This is a genomic window from Streptomyces sp. DSM 15324 (genome assembly GCF_001514285.1).
Taxonomy (GTDB): domain Bacteria; phylum Actinomycetota; class Actinomycetes; order Streptomycetales; family Streptomycetaceae; genus Streptomyces.
In genome coordinates this window covers 77,810-92,965 of sequence record NZ_KQ949041.1, presented here as the reverse complement: position 1 = coordinate 92,965, position 15,156 = coordinate 77,810, and the positions used below count along the sequence as shown (strand labels likewise).

The following is a 15,156-nucleotide window of genomic DNA, read 5'->3' as shown; positions in this document are numbered from 1 at the left end:
CCGGCGCCGGCCCACGACGACTCCCCAGCGATACAGGCAGTGATGTACAGCAGTTCCCTCGCGGACGCCCCCGTGATCCGTGAACCCCTCCACGCTCCCGTCGCCCACCTCGTCCGAGGCGGAGTGATCGAGGGCGTCCACCACGGCTCGGTCGTTGTCCGCGGAGCGGGCGGTGACGTCGAGTTCCAGCTCGGCGACATCGAGGCCGCCTTCTACCCGCGCTCCGCGCTCAAGCCCCTGCAGGCGGTCGCGATGCTGCGGGCCGGACTCCCGCTCGACGGCGAGCTGCTCTCGCTCGCCGCCGCCAGCCACTCCGGCGAGGAACGCCACCTCGCCGGGACACGGCGGATCCTCGAGCTGGCCGGCCTCACGGAGGACGACCTGCGCAACGTCAAGGACATGCCGTACGGCCCGGCGGTCCGCGACACCTGGATACGCGAGGGCCGCGAACCCTCCCGTCTCGCGCACAACTGCTCCGGCAAGCACGCGGCCATGCTGTACACCTGCAAGCTCAACGGCTGGTCCCTCGACGACTACCTCGCCCCGGAGCACCCGCTCCAGCAGGCGATCGCGGAGATCATCGAGGACCTCACCGGACAGCGGATCGCCCGGGTCACCGTCGACGGGTGCGGCGCCCCGCTCTTCTCCGTCTCCCTGCACGGGCTCGCCCGGGCCGCCGCCCGGATCACCACGGCGGTGCCCGGCACCCCCGAGGCCCGGGTCGCGGACGCCATGCGCGACCACGCCGAGATGGCCTCCGGCGCCGACCGGGACGTGGCCGCCCTGATGCGGGCCGTTCCCGGTCTGCTCGCCAAGGACGGCTTCGAGGGCGTCCAGGTCGCCGCCCTGCCCGACGGCCGGGCGGTCGCCGTCAAGATCTCCGACGGCGCGAACCGGGCCCGGATCCCGGTCGCCGCGGCCGCCCTCGCCCGTGCGGGCGTCGACCCCGCCCTCCTCACGGAGTTCGCGGGCGAGGCGCTGCTCGGCGGCGGCGAACCGGTCGGCTCGGTCCGCCCGGTACGGGCCCTGGACCCGGTGACCGTCCGCGCCTGCGCCTGATGACTCCGGTGGCCACCGAGTGTGCGCGGTGGCCACCGGCGGACGGCCCGGTCGGGTCGTCCGGCGGCCCGATCGGTCGAGCCGTTCCCCGCGGCGTCGGCTGTACCCACGCCGGCGGCCCCGAACCCGCCGGTCCGGTCACCACCGGTCCGGTGTTCCGGCCGGCTCGGGCGGACCCACCCCGTTCCGTCCGAGCCGGCCGCCGTGCCGGCCGGCGTCGCCGGCTCCCCCCTCACCCTCATCACCTCAGAAAGAGGACTCGTACCTCATGACCGCCGCAGCCACCCGCAGCGAACACGACCTGCTCGGCGACCGGGACGTCCCCGCCGACGCGTACTGGGGCGTTCACACCCTGCGCGCCACCGAGAACTTCCCCATCACGGGCGCCACCATCTCCGCCTACCCGCACCTGGTCGACGCGCTCGCCGCCGTCAAGGAGGCCGCCGCCCTCGCCAACGAGGAACTCGGTCTGCTGGCGCCCGAGAAGGCCGCCGCGATCGTCGCCGCCTGCCGCGAGATCCGCGCGGGCAAGCTGCACGACCAGTTCGTCGTGGACGTGATCCAGGGTGGTGCCGGCACCTCCACCAACATGAACGCCAACGAGGTCGTGGCGAACCGGGCCCTGGAGCTGATGGGGCACGAGAAGGGGCAGTACCAGTACCTGCACCCCAACGAGGACGTCAACCTCGGCCAGTCCACCAACGACGTCTACCCGACCGCGGTCAAGATCGCTACGGTCTTCGCGGTCCGTGGCCTGCTCAAGGCGATGGCCGTACTGCAGGACTCCTTCGGCCGCAAGGCCGTCGAGTTCCGCAGCGTGCTCAAGATGGGCCGTACCCAGTTGCAGGACGCGGTCCCGATGACGCTCGGTCAGGAGTTCTCCGCGTACGCGGTCATGATCGACGAGGACCGCAACCGTCTGGACGAGGCCGTCCAGCTGATCCATGAGATCAACCTCGGCGCCACGGCCATCGGCACCGGGCTCAACGCTCCCGCGGGATACGCCGAGTCCGCCCGCCGCCACCTCGCCGAGATCACCGGCCTGCCCCTGGTCACCGCCGCCAACCTGGTCGAGGCCACCCAGGACTGCGGTGCGTTCGTCCAGATGTCCGGTGTGCTGAAGCGGATCGCGGTCAAGCTGAGCAAGAGCTGCAACGACCTGCGGCTGCTGTCCTCCGGCCCGCGCGCGGGCCTCGGCGAGATCAACCTCCCGCCCGTGCAGGCCGGCTCGTCCATCATGCCCGGCAAGGTCAACCCGGTGATCCCCGAGGTCGTCAACCAGGTCGCCTTCGAGGTGATCGGCAACGACGTCACCATCACGATGGCCGCCGAGGCCGGACAGCTCCAGCTCAACGCCTTCGAGCCGATCATCCTGCACTCGCTGTCGGAGAGCATCACGCACCTGCGCGCCGCCTGCCTCACCCTGGCCGAGCGCTGTGTCGACGGCATCACCGCCAACACCGAGACCCTGCGCGCGACGGTCGAGAACTCCATCGGCCTGGTCACCGCCCTCAACCCGCACATCGGGTACACCGCGGCCACCGACATCGCCAAGGAAGCGCTCGTCACCGGCCGGGGCGTCGCCGAACTGGTCCTGGAGAAGGGCCTGTTGCCCGCCGACCGGCTCGCCGACCTGCTCCGCCCCGAGGTGCTGGCCGGCAGCGGGGCACCCCAGCTGTGACCCCTGCCTGACCTGCGGTGACGCACCAGGACCGGCCCGGAGGCACAATAGTGATCATGACAACGACGTCGTCCCTCGCCTTCCAGCCGGTCCTGGAGCGCATAGCCGAGGAGCTGGAGCACACCCCGGGGCGCGGCCGGCCCGCCGACTACATCCCGGCGCTGGCCGCCCGTGATCCGCGCAGCTTCGGCATGGCCGTCGCCGAGCTCGACGGCACGGTGTACGGCGTGGGGGACTGGCGCGAGCCGTTCTCCACGCAGTCCATCACCAAGGTCTTCACCCTCGCTCTCGACCTGGCCCGCGAGGGCGACGTGCTCTGGGAGCACGTGGGCCGCGAGCCCTCGGGCAACCCCTTCAACTCCCTGGTCCAGCTGGAGTACGAGCACGGCATCCCGCGCAACCCGTTCATCAACGCCGGTGCCCTCGTCGTCACCGACCGCCTCCAGACGCATACCAAAGACGCGTCCGGCACGCTCCGCGCCTTCCTGCGGGCCGAGAGCGGCAACCCCGGGCTCGACTTCGACGCGCAGGTCGCCGCGTCCGAGTCCGCCCACGGCGACCGCAACGCCGCCCTCGCCCATTTCATGGCGTCCTACGGCAACATCGACAACCCGGTGCCGGACCTCCTCGACCAGTACTTCCGCCAGTGCTCGCTCACCGCGTCCTGTGCCGACCTGGCCCTCGCCACCACCTTCCTCGCCCGGCACGGCATCCGCGCCGACGGCACCCGGCTGCTGACCCGCAGCCAGGCCAAGCAGGTCAACGCGGTCATGCTGACCTGCGGCACCTACGACGCGGCCGGCGATTTCGCCTACCGCGTCGGGCTGCCCGGCAAGAGCGGGGTCGGCGGCGGCATCATCGCCGTCGTGCCCGGCCGCTGCACCCTGTGCGTCTGGAGCCCGGGCCTGGACGAACACGGCAACTCGGTGGCGGGCGTCGCGGCCCTGGACCGCTTCACGACCCTGACCGGCCTGTCGGTGTTCTGAGCCGACGCCCGACGCCCGACGCCCGACGCCCGACCCCCGACGCCCGCCACGAACGCCGGACCCAACGCCCCGCGCGCGGGGAAACGCACCGGTCACGCGCAGGTCCCCGGGCGGAGGGCGGCACGTCAGGTTCCGGCCACCCCGCGTTGACACGCTGACCGAGTGTTGGCCATGGGTTTCCCCGTCGATCTCCGTCGCTGCCAGGTCATCGGCCTGGCCGGTACGGCCTGTCTCGCGCTGGGCGGCGAGAGCGCCGGCGCGCTGCCCGCCCGGGAGCTTCTGGCCCCGTCCTCCGCGCACGCCGTCCTCGGGCTGGTCGGCGTGTACTTCGGGCTGGTGCTGCTGACCGCGGCCTGGGTCCTGCTGGGCGGGCTCGTCCGCGGCGCCGACCCGCCCGCGCCACGCGCCCTGGTGCTCGTCCTCGCGGTCTGGGCGGCGCCCCTGGTGGTGGGGCCGCCGCTGTTCAGCCGGGACGTCTACAGCTATCTCGCCCAGGGTGCGATGGTGGACGCCCACATCGACGTGTACACCCACGGCCCGGCCCGGCTCGGCGGCCCGCTCGCGGCCGAGGTGGCCCCGCTGTGGCAGCACACCGGAGCCCCGTACGGACCGGTCTTCATGGCCGTCGCCGCCGCGCTGTACGGCCTGACCCGCGGTGAACTGCCCGCCGGGCTGCTCGGCATGCGGCTGGTCGCACTGTGCGGGGTGGCGCTGATGGCGGTCGCGCTGCCCCGGCTCGCCCGGCACAGCGGCGCCGATCCGGCCGCCGCCCTGTGGCTGGGCGTCCTCAACCCGCTGGTGCTGCTGCACCTGGTGGCGGGCGCCCACAACGACGCCGTCATGCTGGGCCTGCTCGGCATCGGCCTGGTCGCCGCGCTCGCCAGGCGACCGGTCCCGGCGGCCGTCCTCGTCACGCTCGCCGCCCTGGTCAAGGCCCCGGCGATCCTCGGGCTCGCCGCGGTCGTGCTGCTGGCCGTGCGCGCGGGCCGGCATCCCGCGCGGGCCGTGCTGACCACCCTGGCCGCCTGCGCCGCCACCACGGTCGCCGCGACCGCCCTCGCGGGCACCGGTTACGGCTGGATAGCCGCCCTGAACACGCCGGTGTCCCCGCAGAACTGGGCCCTCACCAGCCTCCTCGGCCGCGCCACCGGCGCCCTCCTCGAACACCTCGGCAGCGATCTCGCCCCGTTGGCCGTCCCCGCCTGGCACGCGTTCGGCCTGGCCGTCACCGCCGTCGCCCTGGTCGCCATCTGGTGGCGGTTGCGCCCCCGCCCGGTGTACGCGCTCGGTCTGAGCCTCGCCACGGTGGCCGCTTTCGGCCCGGCGATCCGCCCCTGGTACGCGCTGTGGGGCCTGTTCCTCATCGCCGCGGCGGCCCCGAGTACGCCGGTGCGGCACCGCACGGCGGCCGTGGCCGGTGTCCTCGCCCTCGCCGTCCTGCCGGACGGCGGGCCCGCCGACGGCAGCCGGCTGCTCCTCGCGGTATGCGGCGGCGCGCTCGCCGTGGTCGTCCTGTGGCAGGCCCACCTCGCGGCCCAGGCGCCGGCCGCGCCGGTACGTACGGCATGAGAGCACCCGCCACCGACCGCGGCCGTCTGCTGCTGCTGGGCTGCCTGGTCGCCGCCGTCACCCTGTTCACCGCCACGGTCCCGCTGCTGCGCGACTGGTTCGACCTGCGCGTCTACTACGGCACCGTCAACACCTGGATCCACCACGGCGGCCGCGTCTACGACTACCGGGTGCCGGGGACGCCGTACGGCTTCACCTATCCGCCGTTCGCGGCCGTCACCATGCTGCCGATGGCGCTGGTCGGACTGCGGACCGCGATCGCCGTCGCCCTGCTGCTCGACCTGGCGGCGCTGGCCGTCGTCCTCCGGGTGCTGGCGGGGCCGGGCTGGCGGCGGCACGGCTGGTACGGCGCGGTCCTCGCGGCCTGTGTGCTCGCCCTGTTCGAACCGCTGCGGGACACCGTCAGCTTCGGCCAGGTCAACCTGCTCCTGCTGGCCCTGGTCCTGGCCGACGCCCGGCTGCTGGCGAGCGGCCGCGGCCGCTGGGCCGGAGTCGGCATCGGACTCGCGGCGGCCGTGAAGCTGACCCCGGCCGTCTTCATCGGGCTGCTGCTGGTCGCCCGCCGCCGGCGCGCGGCCGCCGTGGCGACGGCCGTCGCGGCCGCCGCCACGGCGGGAGCGGCCCTGGTCGCCCCGGAGGCGTCCCGGTTCTACTGGACGCAGGCGCTGTGGGACACCGGCCGGGTGGGCCGGCTCGGCTATGTGTCGAACCAGTCGCTCCAGGGTGTCCTGGCCCGGCTCGGCGTGGACAGCAAGGCCGTGTGGGCGGCGCTGGTCCTGGTGGTGCTGGCCGTGTGGGCCCGGCGGGCCCGGCGGGCGGGGGACGCCGGGGACTGGCAGGCGGCCTTCGCCCTCACGGGCGTCACCGCCTGCCTGATCAGCCCGGTCACCTGGGTGCACCACCTGGTGTGGCTGCTGCCGTCGTTCGCCGTGCTGCTGCGTGCCGGGCACGCGCGCGTGGCGGGTGCCCTGTACGCGGTGCTGTGCACCAGCGTGGTGTGGCTCTGGTTCGACGACGCCTCCGGCGTCGACGGCTTCCTCGGCAGCAACACCTACACCTGGGTCACGCTGGGCCTGCTGCTGTTCCTGCCGGCCGGTCAGTCCCGTGCCGAGCGCCGCCCCACGAGCCACAGCGCCAGCGCGACGACGGACCCGCCGAGCACGGCCGCCCCCGCGATCGCCGCCGCCTGCGACCAGCCCGGCCGCCCGGCCGCGACGGCGACGGGTACGGCCGCCGCGTGCGCCGCCGACCGCGCCACGGGGTCCGCCGCCGGATCCGCCACGGGTCCGGCGGCGGCCCTGGGCCGGGCGCGCAGCGCGTCCAGCGATCCCACCGGCTCGACCCGTCCGCCGGCCGCGAACCCCCAGTCGAGCAGCTCGCGCGCCTCCTCGTAGACGGCGTGCCCGCCGCCCTGCCGCGGGTTCATCACCGTGACGACGAGGGTGCGCCCGCCCCGGCGGGCGGCGGCGACCAGGGTGTTGCCGGCGTTGGTCGTGTAGCCGTTCTTGACGCCGATCAGCCCCGGGTACGGCTCGACGCCGTCGTGCCCGGTCAGCAGCCGGTTGGTGTTGGCGATGCCGTACGACCCTCCCGCGCGCCCCGGGAAGGTCGCCTCGGCCAGGCCGCAGTACCGCGAGAAGTCCGCCCGGCGCAGCCCGGCCCTGCCGAACACCGCCAGGTCGTACGCCGAGGACACCTGCCCCGGTGTGTCGTAGCCGTCGGGCGAGCGGACCTGGGTGTCCAGCGCGCCCAGCGCCCGTGCCTTCTCCTGCATCCGCGCGGTCGTCGCCCGCCAGCCGCCGTTGAGGGCGGCCAGCACGTGCACGGCGTCGTTGCCGGAGTTCAGGAACACCCCGCGCCACAGATCGGCGACCGAGTACGTCTGCCCCTCGGCGACCCCGACGAGAGAGCTGCCCGGACCGATGTCCTCGAGTTCCTCCTCGGACACCTCGTGCCGCACGCCCGCGGGCAGGACCGGCAGTACGGTGAGCGCGAACAGGGTCTTGAGGGTGCTGGCGGGCGGCAGCCTGCGGTGCGCGTTCGCCGCGGCGAGCACCTCGCCGCTCCCGGCGTCGGCCACCAGCCAGGACAGCGCCGAGAGGTCCGGGACCTCCGGGGCGCCGCGGTGGGGTCTGACCCGCGTACCGGCACGGAAGAGGAGCGACGGCTCCGGCGTGTGCGCCCGCTGCGGCGTCCGGGCCCGCCCCGCCGCGGGGGTGGGGCCGGCTCCGGCGGCGGCCGCGGTGGGCCCGAGGGCCAGGGCACCTGCCGCACAGAAGACACAGGCCGACAGTCCGACCCGAGAAGGGAATCCGATCTTCATATGATCAACGTAGGAATCGGTGGGGCGTTCCCCGTGCTGCCCGTGCCGTAGGCGGGCCGGTGAGCACCCGGATGCCGCACGTTCAGCGGTTCGAGACCGGCAGCGTCGGCTGGATCCGCCGCAGGAACGTCGCGTTGTCGGGGGTCTCCCGCAGCCGCTCCAGGAGGGTCTCCAGGTTCGCCTGGCCGTCGCGGGTCTGAAGCGCCCGGCGCAGTCCGCGGGCCGCGGCCAACTCGGCGGGGGAGAGGAGGAGTTCCTCGCGGCGGGTGCCGGAGCCGTTGATGTCGACGGCGGGGAAGACGCGGCGTGAGGCCGGTTCGCGGTCGAGGCGCAGCTCCATGTTGCCGGTGCTCTTCAGCTCCTCGAAGAAGAAGTCGTCGGCGCGGGAGCCCGTTTCGACCAGTGCGGTGGCGAGGACGGTGAGTGAGCCGCCCTCCTCGGCGGCCCGCGCGGCCCCGAAGAACCGCTTGGGGCCGATCAGCGCGGTCGCGTCGACGCCGCCGCTCAGGGTGCGGCCCCCGGCGGCCGCCGCGTTGTTGTGCGCCCGGCACAGCCGGGTCAGCGAGTCGAGGAGGATCACCACGTCCTCGCCCGCCTCGACGAGCCGCTTGGCCCGCTCGACGACGAGTTCGGCGAGGGCGATGTGCTGCCGCGGTGCCCGGTCGAAGGTGGAGGCGTACACCTCGCCGCGCACGGAGCGCCGCATGTCGGTGACTTCCTCGGGGCGTTCGTCGAGCAGCAGCACCATGAGGCGGGTCTCGGGGTGGTTGCCGGCGACGGCGGCGGCGAGCTGCTGGAGCAGCACGGTCTTGCCGGTCTTGGGCGGTGCGACGATCAGTCCGCGCTGGCCCTTGCCCACCGGTGCGATGAGATCGGTGACCCGTCCGGCCAGTCCGGCGGCCGGGTGTTCGAGGCGCAGTCGCCGGTGGGGGTGGAGGGGGGTGAGGTCGCGGAAGTGCGGACGGCCCTGGAGGGCTTCGGGCGTCCGGCCGTTGACGCGGGCCACTTCGGTCAGGGCGCGCTGGGTGCCGCGCACCCCTTCGACGAGGTCGCCCTTGCGCAGTCCATGACGGCGGACCAGGGTGGCCGGGACCTGGAGGTCGCCGGGCGTGGGAAGGCAGTCCGCGGCCCGCAGGTGCCCCTTCCCGCTCGCGTCGATGTCGAGGACACCGGCGGCGACCCGGGCCGGGGGCTGCTGCACAGGGGGGTGTTCGAGGGTGGTGGTCATGGTGGTCGGTCCTTTCACGGACGGAAGGCATGAGGCATGCGAAGGAAGGGAGTGGGCCGCGAAGGGAGGGCGCGTCGCGCACCTCGGGCGGCGAGGAGCAGCACCTCGGGTACGGCAGAGCGGATCCGCTGCTGAGGTGGTGCGGGAAAGCCACTGCGCCGGCCTACGGAGAAGGGCGGGCGGATCAGCGGGCTGAAGGAGAATCAGTACCTTGCCCGGACCGGGACTTACACAGGTACTGAACACACCGTACCACAGGGTATTCCCGGACGGGCTGGCGAGGGGGGCAGGGGGCGGCCACCGCCGAGCCGACCTCCTTCAGCCGGGGCCGCCCACCCGAAGGGCTTCGCGCAGACCCTGCGCGCCGCCCTGGAGGCGACCGCCTGATCCACCGCCGTACCTCACCGCACCGCACGACACGGGAGAGGCCGGGGAAAACCCGGCCTCTCCGATGTTTACGGCAGATGTCCCTAGAGCGTAACGATCCTGCACGTCAAGGGCCTTGACTGCCATCCGGCCCTTATCTTCACGTCATGTCCACGCCGCCTGAGCCGCCGCAGCAGCCCACACCGCCGTCCGACACGGCCCCGCCGAGTGCCTACCCCTATCCGAGCCCGCAGTCGCCGGGCGCCGGCGGCCCGCTGGGATTCCCGCCGGCCGCGCCCGCGCCCCAGGGCGCCCCGCAGAGCGTCTACGCCCAGCCGACCCTGGTCGGCGTCCCCGCGCAGCCGGGTCAGCCGGGCCCGCCGCAGCCCCAGCCGGGCAACCCCTACCTCCAGCCGGGCCCGTACCCCGTGGTGGGTCCGCCGCCCGCCGGCCGCGGCGGCGGTGCCGGGAAAGCCGTCCTGTGGGCCGCCCTCGGCGCCCTGGTGGCCTCCGCCGCCTGGGCGGCCGGCGTCTTCCTGATCGCCGGCCCCGACAAGGCGGACCTGGCCGGTTACACGTCCCCGTCCAACCTGTGCAACGCCCTCGACTACTCCTCCTTCAAGCAGGAGTACCCCGACAACGACGGCTCCCCGACCCGCAACCGGCTCGAGGACGACGCCCTCGACGAGGGCCTGTGCAGCATCAGCCTGAAGAAGACCGCGTCGACGTACGCGGACGCGTACCTCTACGCCCAGCTGGACCTGCACAAGAAGACCGATCCGGGACCGGAGTTCACCGCCGCCTGGAAGAACTACGGCGACAGCCACACCGGCTACGACGTGGAGACCGTCACCGGCATCGGCGACGAGGCCTACCTCGTCAGCAACGACACCACCTCCGGCTCGTCGAGCGGCTCGCTCTACGCGACGCTCGCGGTGCGGGACGGCTGGGTGACGTACACGATGACCTACAGCGCCTACTACTCCTCGTACGACGCCGACAAGGACCCGCCGACCCTCGACGAGGTGTCGGACATGCTGAAGACGGACACGAGGACGACTCTGGCGGACCTCAAGGACTGAGGTCCGCCGATCACGTCGGGTTACCGCGGCACGGTGGCCGGCCCCCGCGTCAGCGGTCGGCCACCGGCGCGTCCAGCGACTGCGTGATCGCCTCGAACCGTGCGCCCATCGCCGCCGCCAGAGCCTGAAGGCCCGACAACGGCCGGACCATGACCGTCAGTTCGTCGATCAGGCCGTCCTCGTCCAGATGGATGAAGTCGCAGCCGGTCAGCTGCTTCTCGCCCACGCGCGCCGTGAACACCAGCGCATGGTCGCGGCCCTCGCCCCCGGTGAGCTCACGGGCGTACCGGAAGTCCTCGAAGACCTCCGACACCGCGCGCAGGATCGCCGCGGTGACGGGCCGGCCGGTGTACGGCTTGAAGACGGCCGGGCTGCTGAACACCACGTCCTCGGCCAACAGCGCCTCGACGGCCCCCAGATCGCCGGCCTCGACCGCCTCACGGAACGCGCGCATCGGATCACCCCACAGAGCTTCATAGTCAATTTGTTTACTAGGTGCGGCCGACAATAATCACCCGCTGCTACCGTGTCCACATGTCCCTCAAGTACGCCGTCCTGGCCGCCCTCCTGGAAGGCGAGGCCTCGGGCTACGAGCTGGCCAAGCTCTTCGACGTCTCCTTGGCGAACTTCTGGTCCTCCACCCCTCAGCAGCTCTACCGGGAGCTGGAGCGGCTCGCGGGGGACGGGCTGATCGCGGCACGGGTGGTGGAGCAGGAACGCCGCCCCAACAAGCGCATGTTCACGCTCACCGAAGCCGGCCGGGCGGACCTGGACGCGTTCGCCGCCACCGCGCCCCGCAGGCCCACCGCGATCCGCGACGAACTCCTCATCAAGATCCAGGCGGTGGACGGCGTCGACCCCGCGGCGGGCCTCGCGCTGATCGAGGAGCGGCTCGGCCGGTCCCGGGCCAAGCTGGCGCGCTACCTGCGCGTCCGCGAGCGGCTGCTCGCCGGGCGCACCGAGGACGCGTACCTGGCCGAGGCCGAACGGATCGGCCCGTACCTGACCCTGATGGCCGGGATCGGCTTCGAGGAGGAGAACATCCGCTGGTGCGAGCGCGCGAGCGTGCTCCTCGGCCGCCGGGCCGCCGTAGGCTGAGGGCGATGTTCAGTCCCGAAGGCCCCAGCCTGCGCGAACTCGCCGTCCAGGCCCTGTCGTCCGTCGAGCACGGCTACGACCTCCTCGCGCCCAAGTTCGACCACACCCCCTTCCGCACCCCGGACTCGGTGCTGTCCGCCGTGACCGCCGCCCTGAAGGAGTCCGGCCCCTACGGCGACGGCCTCGACCTGTGCTGCGGTACGGGCGCCGGACTGGACGTCCTCGCGCGCGTCTGCACCCGCAGCGCGACCGGTGTCGACTTCAGCGCGGGCATGCTCGACGAGGCCCGCGGTCGCGCGCTCGGGACGGGGGCGCGGGTGGCCCTGGTGCGCGCCGACGTCCGCGCCCTGCCGTTCACGGCCGCCTTCGACCTGGTTGTGAGCTTCGGCGCGTTCGGGCACTTCCTGCCCCGCGAACTGCCCGGTCTGTTCGCCCAGGTGCACCGGGTGCTGCGGCCGGGCGGACGCTTCGCGTTCCCCGTGCTCGCCCCACCCCGCCCCGCGGACCCCGCCTTCTGGATGCTGCTCGGCTTCGACGCGGTGATGCGGGTGCGCAACGCCGTGTGGCGGCCGCCGTTCGTGATGTACTACCGCGCCTTCCGGCTCGGCGAGGTACGGCGGGAGCTGGAGCGGGCCGGGTTCCGCGTCGACCTCCGCGCGCTGCCCGAGTTCGGCATGCGCGGCGACGGGAGCCCACGGGTCCGCATGGTCGAGGCCCGACGTCAGGCGTGACACCCGGGCCGGGGCGGTCACAGGGCGCTGTACAGGGCGTCGACCAGCGCTGTCTTGCGCGGGTCGTCCGAGATCCTCGGTCCCATGTGGTTCATGACGTAGCCGAGGGACACTCCGGCCTCCGGATCGGCGAGCCCGCAGGAGCCGCCGTACCCGTCGTGACCGACCGCGCGCGGGTTGGGCCCGTAGGAGCCGTCCGCGCCGCTGAGCCAGAGCCCCAGCGCGATCTCCGTGTCATGTCCGAGTCCGGCCCCCAGGACCAGGTCCCGGCAGGCCCCCTGCCCCTCGCGCACCCGCTCGGCGGCCTCGGGGGAGAGCACCCGGCGACCGCCGTGGGAGCCGCGCCCGGCGACGACGCCGTAGAGCGCGGCGACCGCGCGGGCCGTGCCGTGGCCGTTCACCGCAGGGAGCTCGGCGGCCCGCCACGCGGGTGAGTTGGCCTCGGCGGCGCCGACCAGCGGATTGGCCAGGGCGGCGATCGCCACGGGAGCCACCCGGGAGAACGCGGCGGCCTGTCCACCGGCCGGCGGGGCCGGCGCGGTCACCAGCTCGGCGACCCGCCCGGCCTCCTTCTCCGGCAGCCCGACGGTGAAGTCGATGCCGAGCGGTCCCGTCACCTCCCGCTCCAGGAACGCCCCCGGCAGCAGCCCCGACACCCGTCGGACGACCTCGCCGACCAGGAAGCCGTAGGTGAACGCGTGATAGCCGGACCGGGTGCCCGGCTCCCACCACGGCTCCGTCGCGGCGAGGCGCGCGGTGGTCGTCCCCCAGTCGTAGAACTCCTTGAGCGAGTGCGGCTCGCGCAGCCCGGCCAGCCCCGCCCGGTGCGACAGCAGATGCCGGACCAGCACGTTCTCCTTGCCCGCCGCCGCGAACTCCGGCCAGTACGCGGCGACCGGCGCGTCCAGGTCGAGCAGCCCCCGGTCGGCCAGGACGTGGGCGCACAGCGCGGTGGGGCCCTTCGTCGTCGACCAGACGTTGACCAGGGTGTCCCGTTCCCACGGGCGCGTGCGCGCCGCGTCGGCCCAGCCGCCCCACAGGTCCACCACCGGCACCCCGTCGACCGTGACGGCGACCGCGGCACCCAGTTCGCCCCGGTCGCGGAAGTTCTCCTCGAACGCGGTGCGCACCGCGGCGAAACGCGCGTCGCAGTGGCCGTGAACCTGTGGCACGTGCTCGGACATGGGCCCTCCGTCGGACGCCGGAACCCCGGACCGCCACCGCGCGGCCCGGGCTCCCTGAACATACCGACTGGTCGGACTGGGGGGAAGGGGTGTGTCCGGGCCTCAGGCGTACGCGCGCAGCCAGCGCAGCTTGGCAGCCTCCTGGTAGGGGCCGCCGCCCTCGTGGTCGTTGAAGTCGTACACCTCGATCGCCTTGTCCTGCCCCGCCCAGGCGTTGAACGCGGCGAACACCGTGGACGGCGGGCAGGTCTGGTCCTCCAGTGCCGCCGAGAACAGCGCGGGGGCGGTGCCGCGCGCGGCGAAGTGGACGCCGTCGAAGTAGGACAGGGTGCGCAGCGCGTCCTGGGTGCGGCCCCGGTGCGTCTTGAGGAACAGGCCGATCTCACGGTACGGGTGACGGTCCGTCAGTGTCGCCGCGCGCGGGAAGTCGCACAGGAACGGCACGTCCGGCGCGACCGCCACCAGGTCCGGTACGAGACCGCCGACGGCGATCGTGATCCCGCCGCCCTGGCTGCCGCCCAGCGCCACGGTCCGGCTCGCGTCGGTCAGCGGGTGCGAGCGGGCCGCCTCCACCGCGCGCACCGCGTCCGCGTACACCCGGCGGTAGTAGTAGTGCTCCGGCGCGTCGATGCCCCGGGTCATGAAACCGGGGTAGGAGGGCGCGCCGCCCACCGGGTCGGCGGTGCCACCGCCGCCGCCCCAGGCGCTGCCCTGGCCCCGGGTGTCCATCACGAAGTGGGCCCGGCCGGTCGACGCCCACAGCAGGTTCTCGTGCGGCAGCCCGCGCCCGCCGCCGTACCCGATGAACTCCACGACCAGCGGCAGCGGCCCCTCGGCGGCGGCCGGCACCTTCAGCCAGCCCTTCACCGGGTGCCCGCCGTACCCCGCGAACGTCACGTCGTGCACGTCGATCGTCGACAGACCGGTCTCGACCCGCTCGAAGCGCGCGTCCAGGTCGTGCTCGCGGGTCTCCTGAAGCGTCTTGGACCAGAAGGCGTCGAAGTCCTGCGGCTCGGCGGACTCGCTGCGGTACTCGTGCAGCTCCTCGAGGGACAGGTCGAACAGGGCCATGAAGGACCGCCTTTTGTCAAAGGGCCATACGAATTGATCACACCGTACGTGCCCCTCGACGGGCCTCGCCAGACCGTGTCGACCGGCCCCGTCAACCGGCCCCGCAACGCACCTCAGGCAGGCCTGCGACGCGTCCATTCCGGTTCTGTGCGCGTCCAGGCACGGTCCCACTCGTCGAGCCGGTGCCGCATCGCCACCCGGCGGATCACGGTGTGGCCGAGGAGCACCAGGGCGGCGGTCCCGCCCGCCGCGCAGGCGCCCATGGTGAGCGTGTGCTGCCAGACCGCCGTACCCGTCGGCGGCGCCGGAACGCTGCGGCCGTGCGCGTCGAACCACACGTCCACCAGATCCCCCTGGTGCGTGCCCTCGGGCACCCCGGCCTCGGCCGTGCGCGCCGTCCCGCCCGGGGGCGTCCAGCGCACGGTCACCCGGTACGTCCGCTGGCGCACCCCGTCCGCCGCGGGCAGGGTCTCGGGCACCCGCCCGACGACCTCGGCCCGCACCCGGTGCCGCTCGGTGCGCTGCTGGACCGCGACGGTCTGCGCCTCGTCATGGGCCCACAGGCCGGCCACCGCCCCGGCCAGCGGCACGGCGACCAGCAGCAGCAGGGCGACGGCCAGCGCCGTCCACGCCTCCACCACGTCCGATCGGCGCCGCAGCGGGTTCTTCCGCCACCGCCAGCCACGCATCCGGCTTCGCATGTCGACCTCCTCGCCGTCACGCGAGTGCCCACATGAAAGTGGTACCCCCATTGGAGTGCATCCGCGACCCGGAGCCG

Annotated in this window: 13 protein-coding genes and 1 pseudogene; 8 read left to right on the top strand and 6 right to left on the bottom strand. The window is 73.6% G+C overall.

All coding sequences use genetic code 11. The annotated features are described in order from the left end of the window. Positions 1 to 42: 42 nt before the first annotated feature. From AQJ58_RS38680 to AQJ58_RS45775, 5 genes are all read left to right on the top strand, one after another. Positions 43 to 1,059, top strand: a complete 1,017-nt coding sequence (locus AQJ58_RS38680) for an asparaginase (RefSeq protein ID WP_067259116.1) — start codon at positions 43 to 45, stop codon at positions 1,057 to 1,059. 268 nt (positions 1,060 to 1,327) lie between these two features. Beyond that, on the top strand, positions 1,328 to 2,740 hold the full coding sequence (aspA, locus tag AQJ58_RS38675) for an aspartate ammonia-lyase (RefSeq protein WP_067259115.1): 1,413 nt from the start codon (positions 1,328 to 1,330) through the stop codon (positions 2,738 to 2,740). A 56-nt stretch (positions 2,741 to 2,796) separates the two neighbouring features. Then, positions 2,797 to 3,726, top strand: coding sequence for a glutaminase (locus AQJ58_RS38670; RefSeq protein ID WP_067259178.1), 930 nt, complete (start codon positions 2,797 to 2,799; stop codon positions 3,724 to 3,726). Between the two features lie 171 nt (positions 3,727 to 3,897). Next, positions 3,898 to 5,295, top strand: coding sequence for a polyprenol phosphomannose-dependent alpha 1,6 mannosyltransferase MptB (gene mptB, locus AQJ58_RS38665; protein WP_067259113.1), 1,398 nt, complete (start codon positions 3,898 to 3,900; stop codon positions 5,293 to 5,295). Further along, entirely contained in the window at positions 5,292 to 6,689 is a 1,398-nt protein-coding gene (locus AQJ58_RS45775; RefSeq protein WP_067259111.1) for a glycosyltransferase 87 family protein, read from the top strand. Before mptB ends, AQJ58_RS45775 begins: the two co-directional genes overlap by 4 nt. Positions 6,690 to 6,772: 83 nt before the next feature. Here AQJ58_RS45775 and AQJ58_RS42120 read toward each other — a convergent pair. Together AQJ58_RS42120 and rho are read right to left on the bottom strand one after the other, a co-directional pair. Continuing rightward, positions 6,773 to 7,618, bottom strand: a pseudogene (locus AQJ58_RS42120) (D-alanyl-D-alanine carboxypeptidase family protein); the annotation flags it as partial. A gap of 82 nt (positions 7,619 to 7,700) precedes the next feature. Next, on the bottom strand, positions 7,701 to 8,846 hold the full coding sequence (rho, locus tag AQJ58_RS38655; protein ID WP_067259109.1) for a transcription termination factor Rho: 1,146 nt from the start codon (positions 8,844 to 8,846) through the stop codon (positions 7,701 to 7,703). 533 nt (positions 8,847 to 9,379) lie between these two features. Here rho and AQJ58_RS38650 point away from each other — a divergent pair. Further along, the gene (locus tag AQJ58_RS38650) at positions 9,380 to 10,294 is read left to right on the top strand and encodes a hypothetical protein (RefSeq protein ID WP_199844790.1); all 915 of its coding nucleotides are present in this window, start codon (positions 9,380 to 9,382) and stop codon (positions 10,292 to 10,294) included. A 49-nt stretch (positions 10,295 to 10,343) separates the two neighbouring features. Here the strand turns inward: AQJ58_RS38650 and AQJ58_RS38645 are convergent, their stop codons facing one another. Then, a complete protein-coding gene (locus tag AQJ58_RS38645) occupies positions 10,344 to 10,748 on the bottom strand; it encodes a nuclear transport factor 2 family protein (RefSeq protein WP_067259107.1) in 405 nt (134 codons plus the stop codon). Positions 10,749 to 10,828: 80 nt separating this feature from the next. Here AQJ58_RS38645 and AQJ58_RS38640 point away from each other — a divergent pair, with 80 nt between their 5' ends. Together AQJ58_RS38640 and AQJ58_RS38635 are read left to right on the top strand one after the other, a co-directional pair. After that, complete coding sequence (locus AQJ58_RS38640) at positions 10,829 to 11,392, top strand: PadR family transcriptional regulator (RefSeq protein WP_067259105.1); 564 nt, start codon at positions 10,829 to 10,831, stop codon at positions 11,390 to 11,392. A gap of 5 nt (positions 11,393 to 11,397) precedes the next feature. Continuing rightward, a complete protein-coding gene (locus AQJ58_RS38635) occupies positions 11,398 to 12,123 on the top strand; it encodes a class I SAM-dependent methyltransferase (protein ID WP_067259104.1) in 726 nt (241 codons plus the stop codon). A 17-nt stretch (positions 12,124 to 12,140) separates the two neighbouring features. Here AQJ58_RS38635 and AQJ58_RS38630 read toward each other — a convergent pair whose 3' ends face one another. From AQJ58_RS38630 to AQJ58_RS38620, 3 genes are all read right to left on the bottom strand, one after another. Next, positions 12,141 to 13,307: a serine hydrolase domain-containing protein gene (locus AQJ58_RS38630; RefSeq protein WP_067259102.1), complete on the bottom strand. Its 1,167-nt coding sequence runs from the start codon at positions 13,305 to 13,307 to the stop codon at positions 12,141 to 12,143. A gap of 102 nt (positions 13,308 to 13,409) precedes the next feature. Further along, positions 13,410 to 14,378, bottom strand: coding sequence for an acetylxylan esterase (locus AQJ58_RS38625; protein ID WP_067259100.1), 969 nt, complete (start codon positions 14,376 to 14,378; stop codon positions 13,410 to 13,412). 113 nt (positions 14,379 to 14,491) lie between these two features. Continuing rightward, positions 14,492 to 15,079 carry an Rv1733c family protein gene (locus AQJ58_RS38620; RefSeq protein ID WP_067259098.1) on the bottom strand — a complete coding sequence of 196 codons (588 nt, stop codon included), beginning with the start codon at positions 15,077 to 15,079 and terminating at the stop codon, positions 14,492 to 14,494. Between the last annotated feature and the right edge of the window lie 77 nt (positions 15,080 to 15,156).

Coding starts and splice junctions, on each gene's coding strand:
- AQJ58_RS38680 (WP_067259116.1), top strand. CDS start 43: ATGTACAGCAGTTCCCTCGCGGACGCCCCCGTGATCCGTGAACCCCTC.
- aspA (WP_067259115.1), top strand. CDS start 1,328: ATGACCGCCGCAGCCACCCGCAGCGAACACGACCTGCTCGGCGACCGG.
- AQJ58_RS38670 (WP_067259178.1), top strand. CDS start 2,797: ATGACAACGACGTCGTCCCTCGCCTTCCAGCCGGTCCTGGAGCGCATA.
- mptB (WP_067259113.1), top strand. CDS start 3,898: ATGGGTTTCCCCGTCGATCTCCGTCGCTGCCAGGTCATCGGCCTGGCC.
- AQJ58_RS45775 (WP_067259111.1), top strand. CDS start 5,292: ATGAGAGCACCCGCCACCGACCGCGGCCGTCTGCTGCTGCTGGGCTGC.
- rho (WP_067259109.1), bottom strand. CDS start 8,846: ATGACCACCACCCTCGAACACCCCCCTGTGCAGCAGCCCCCGGCCCGG.
- AQJ58_RS38650 (WP_199844790.1), top strand. CDS start 9,380: ATGTCCACGCCGCCTGAGCCGCCGCAGCAGCCCACACCGCCGTCCGAC.
- AQJ58_RS38645 (WP_067259107.1), bottom strand. CDS start 10,748: ATGCGCGCGTTCCGTGAGGCGGTCGAGGCCGGCGATCTGGGGGCCGTC.
- AQJ58_RS38640 (WP_067259105.1), top strand. CDS start 10,829: ATGTCCCTCAAGTACGCCGTCCTGGCCGCCCTCCTGGAAGGCGAGGCC.
- AQJ58_RS38635 (WP_067259104.1), top strand. CDS start 11,398: ATGTTCAGTCCCGAAGGCCCCAGCCTGCGCGAACTCGCCGTCCAGGCC.
- AQJ58_RS38630 (WP_067259102.1), bottom strand. CDS start 13,307: ATGTCCGAGCACGTGCCACAGGTTCACGGCCACTGCGACGCGCGTTTC.
- AQJ58_RS38625 (WP_067259100.1), bottom strand. CDS start 14,378: ATGGCCCTGTTCGACCTGTCCCTCGAGGAGCTGCACGAGTACCGCAGC.
- AQJ58_RS38620 (WP_067259098.1), bottom strand. CDS start 15,079: ATGCGAAGCCGGATGCGTGGCTGGCGGTGGCGGAAGAACCCGCTGCGG.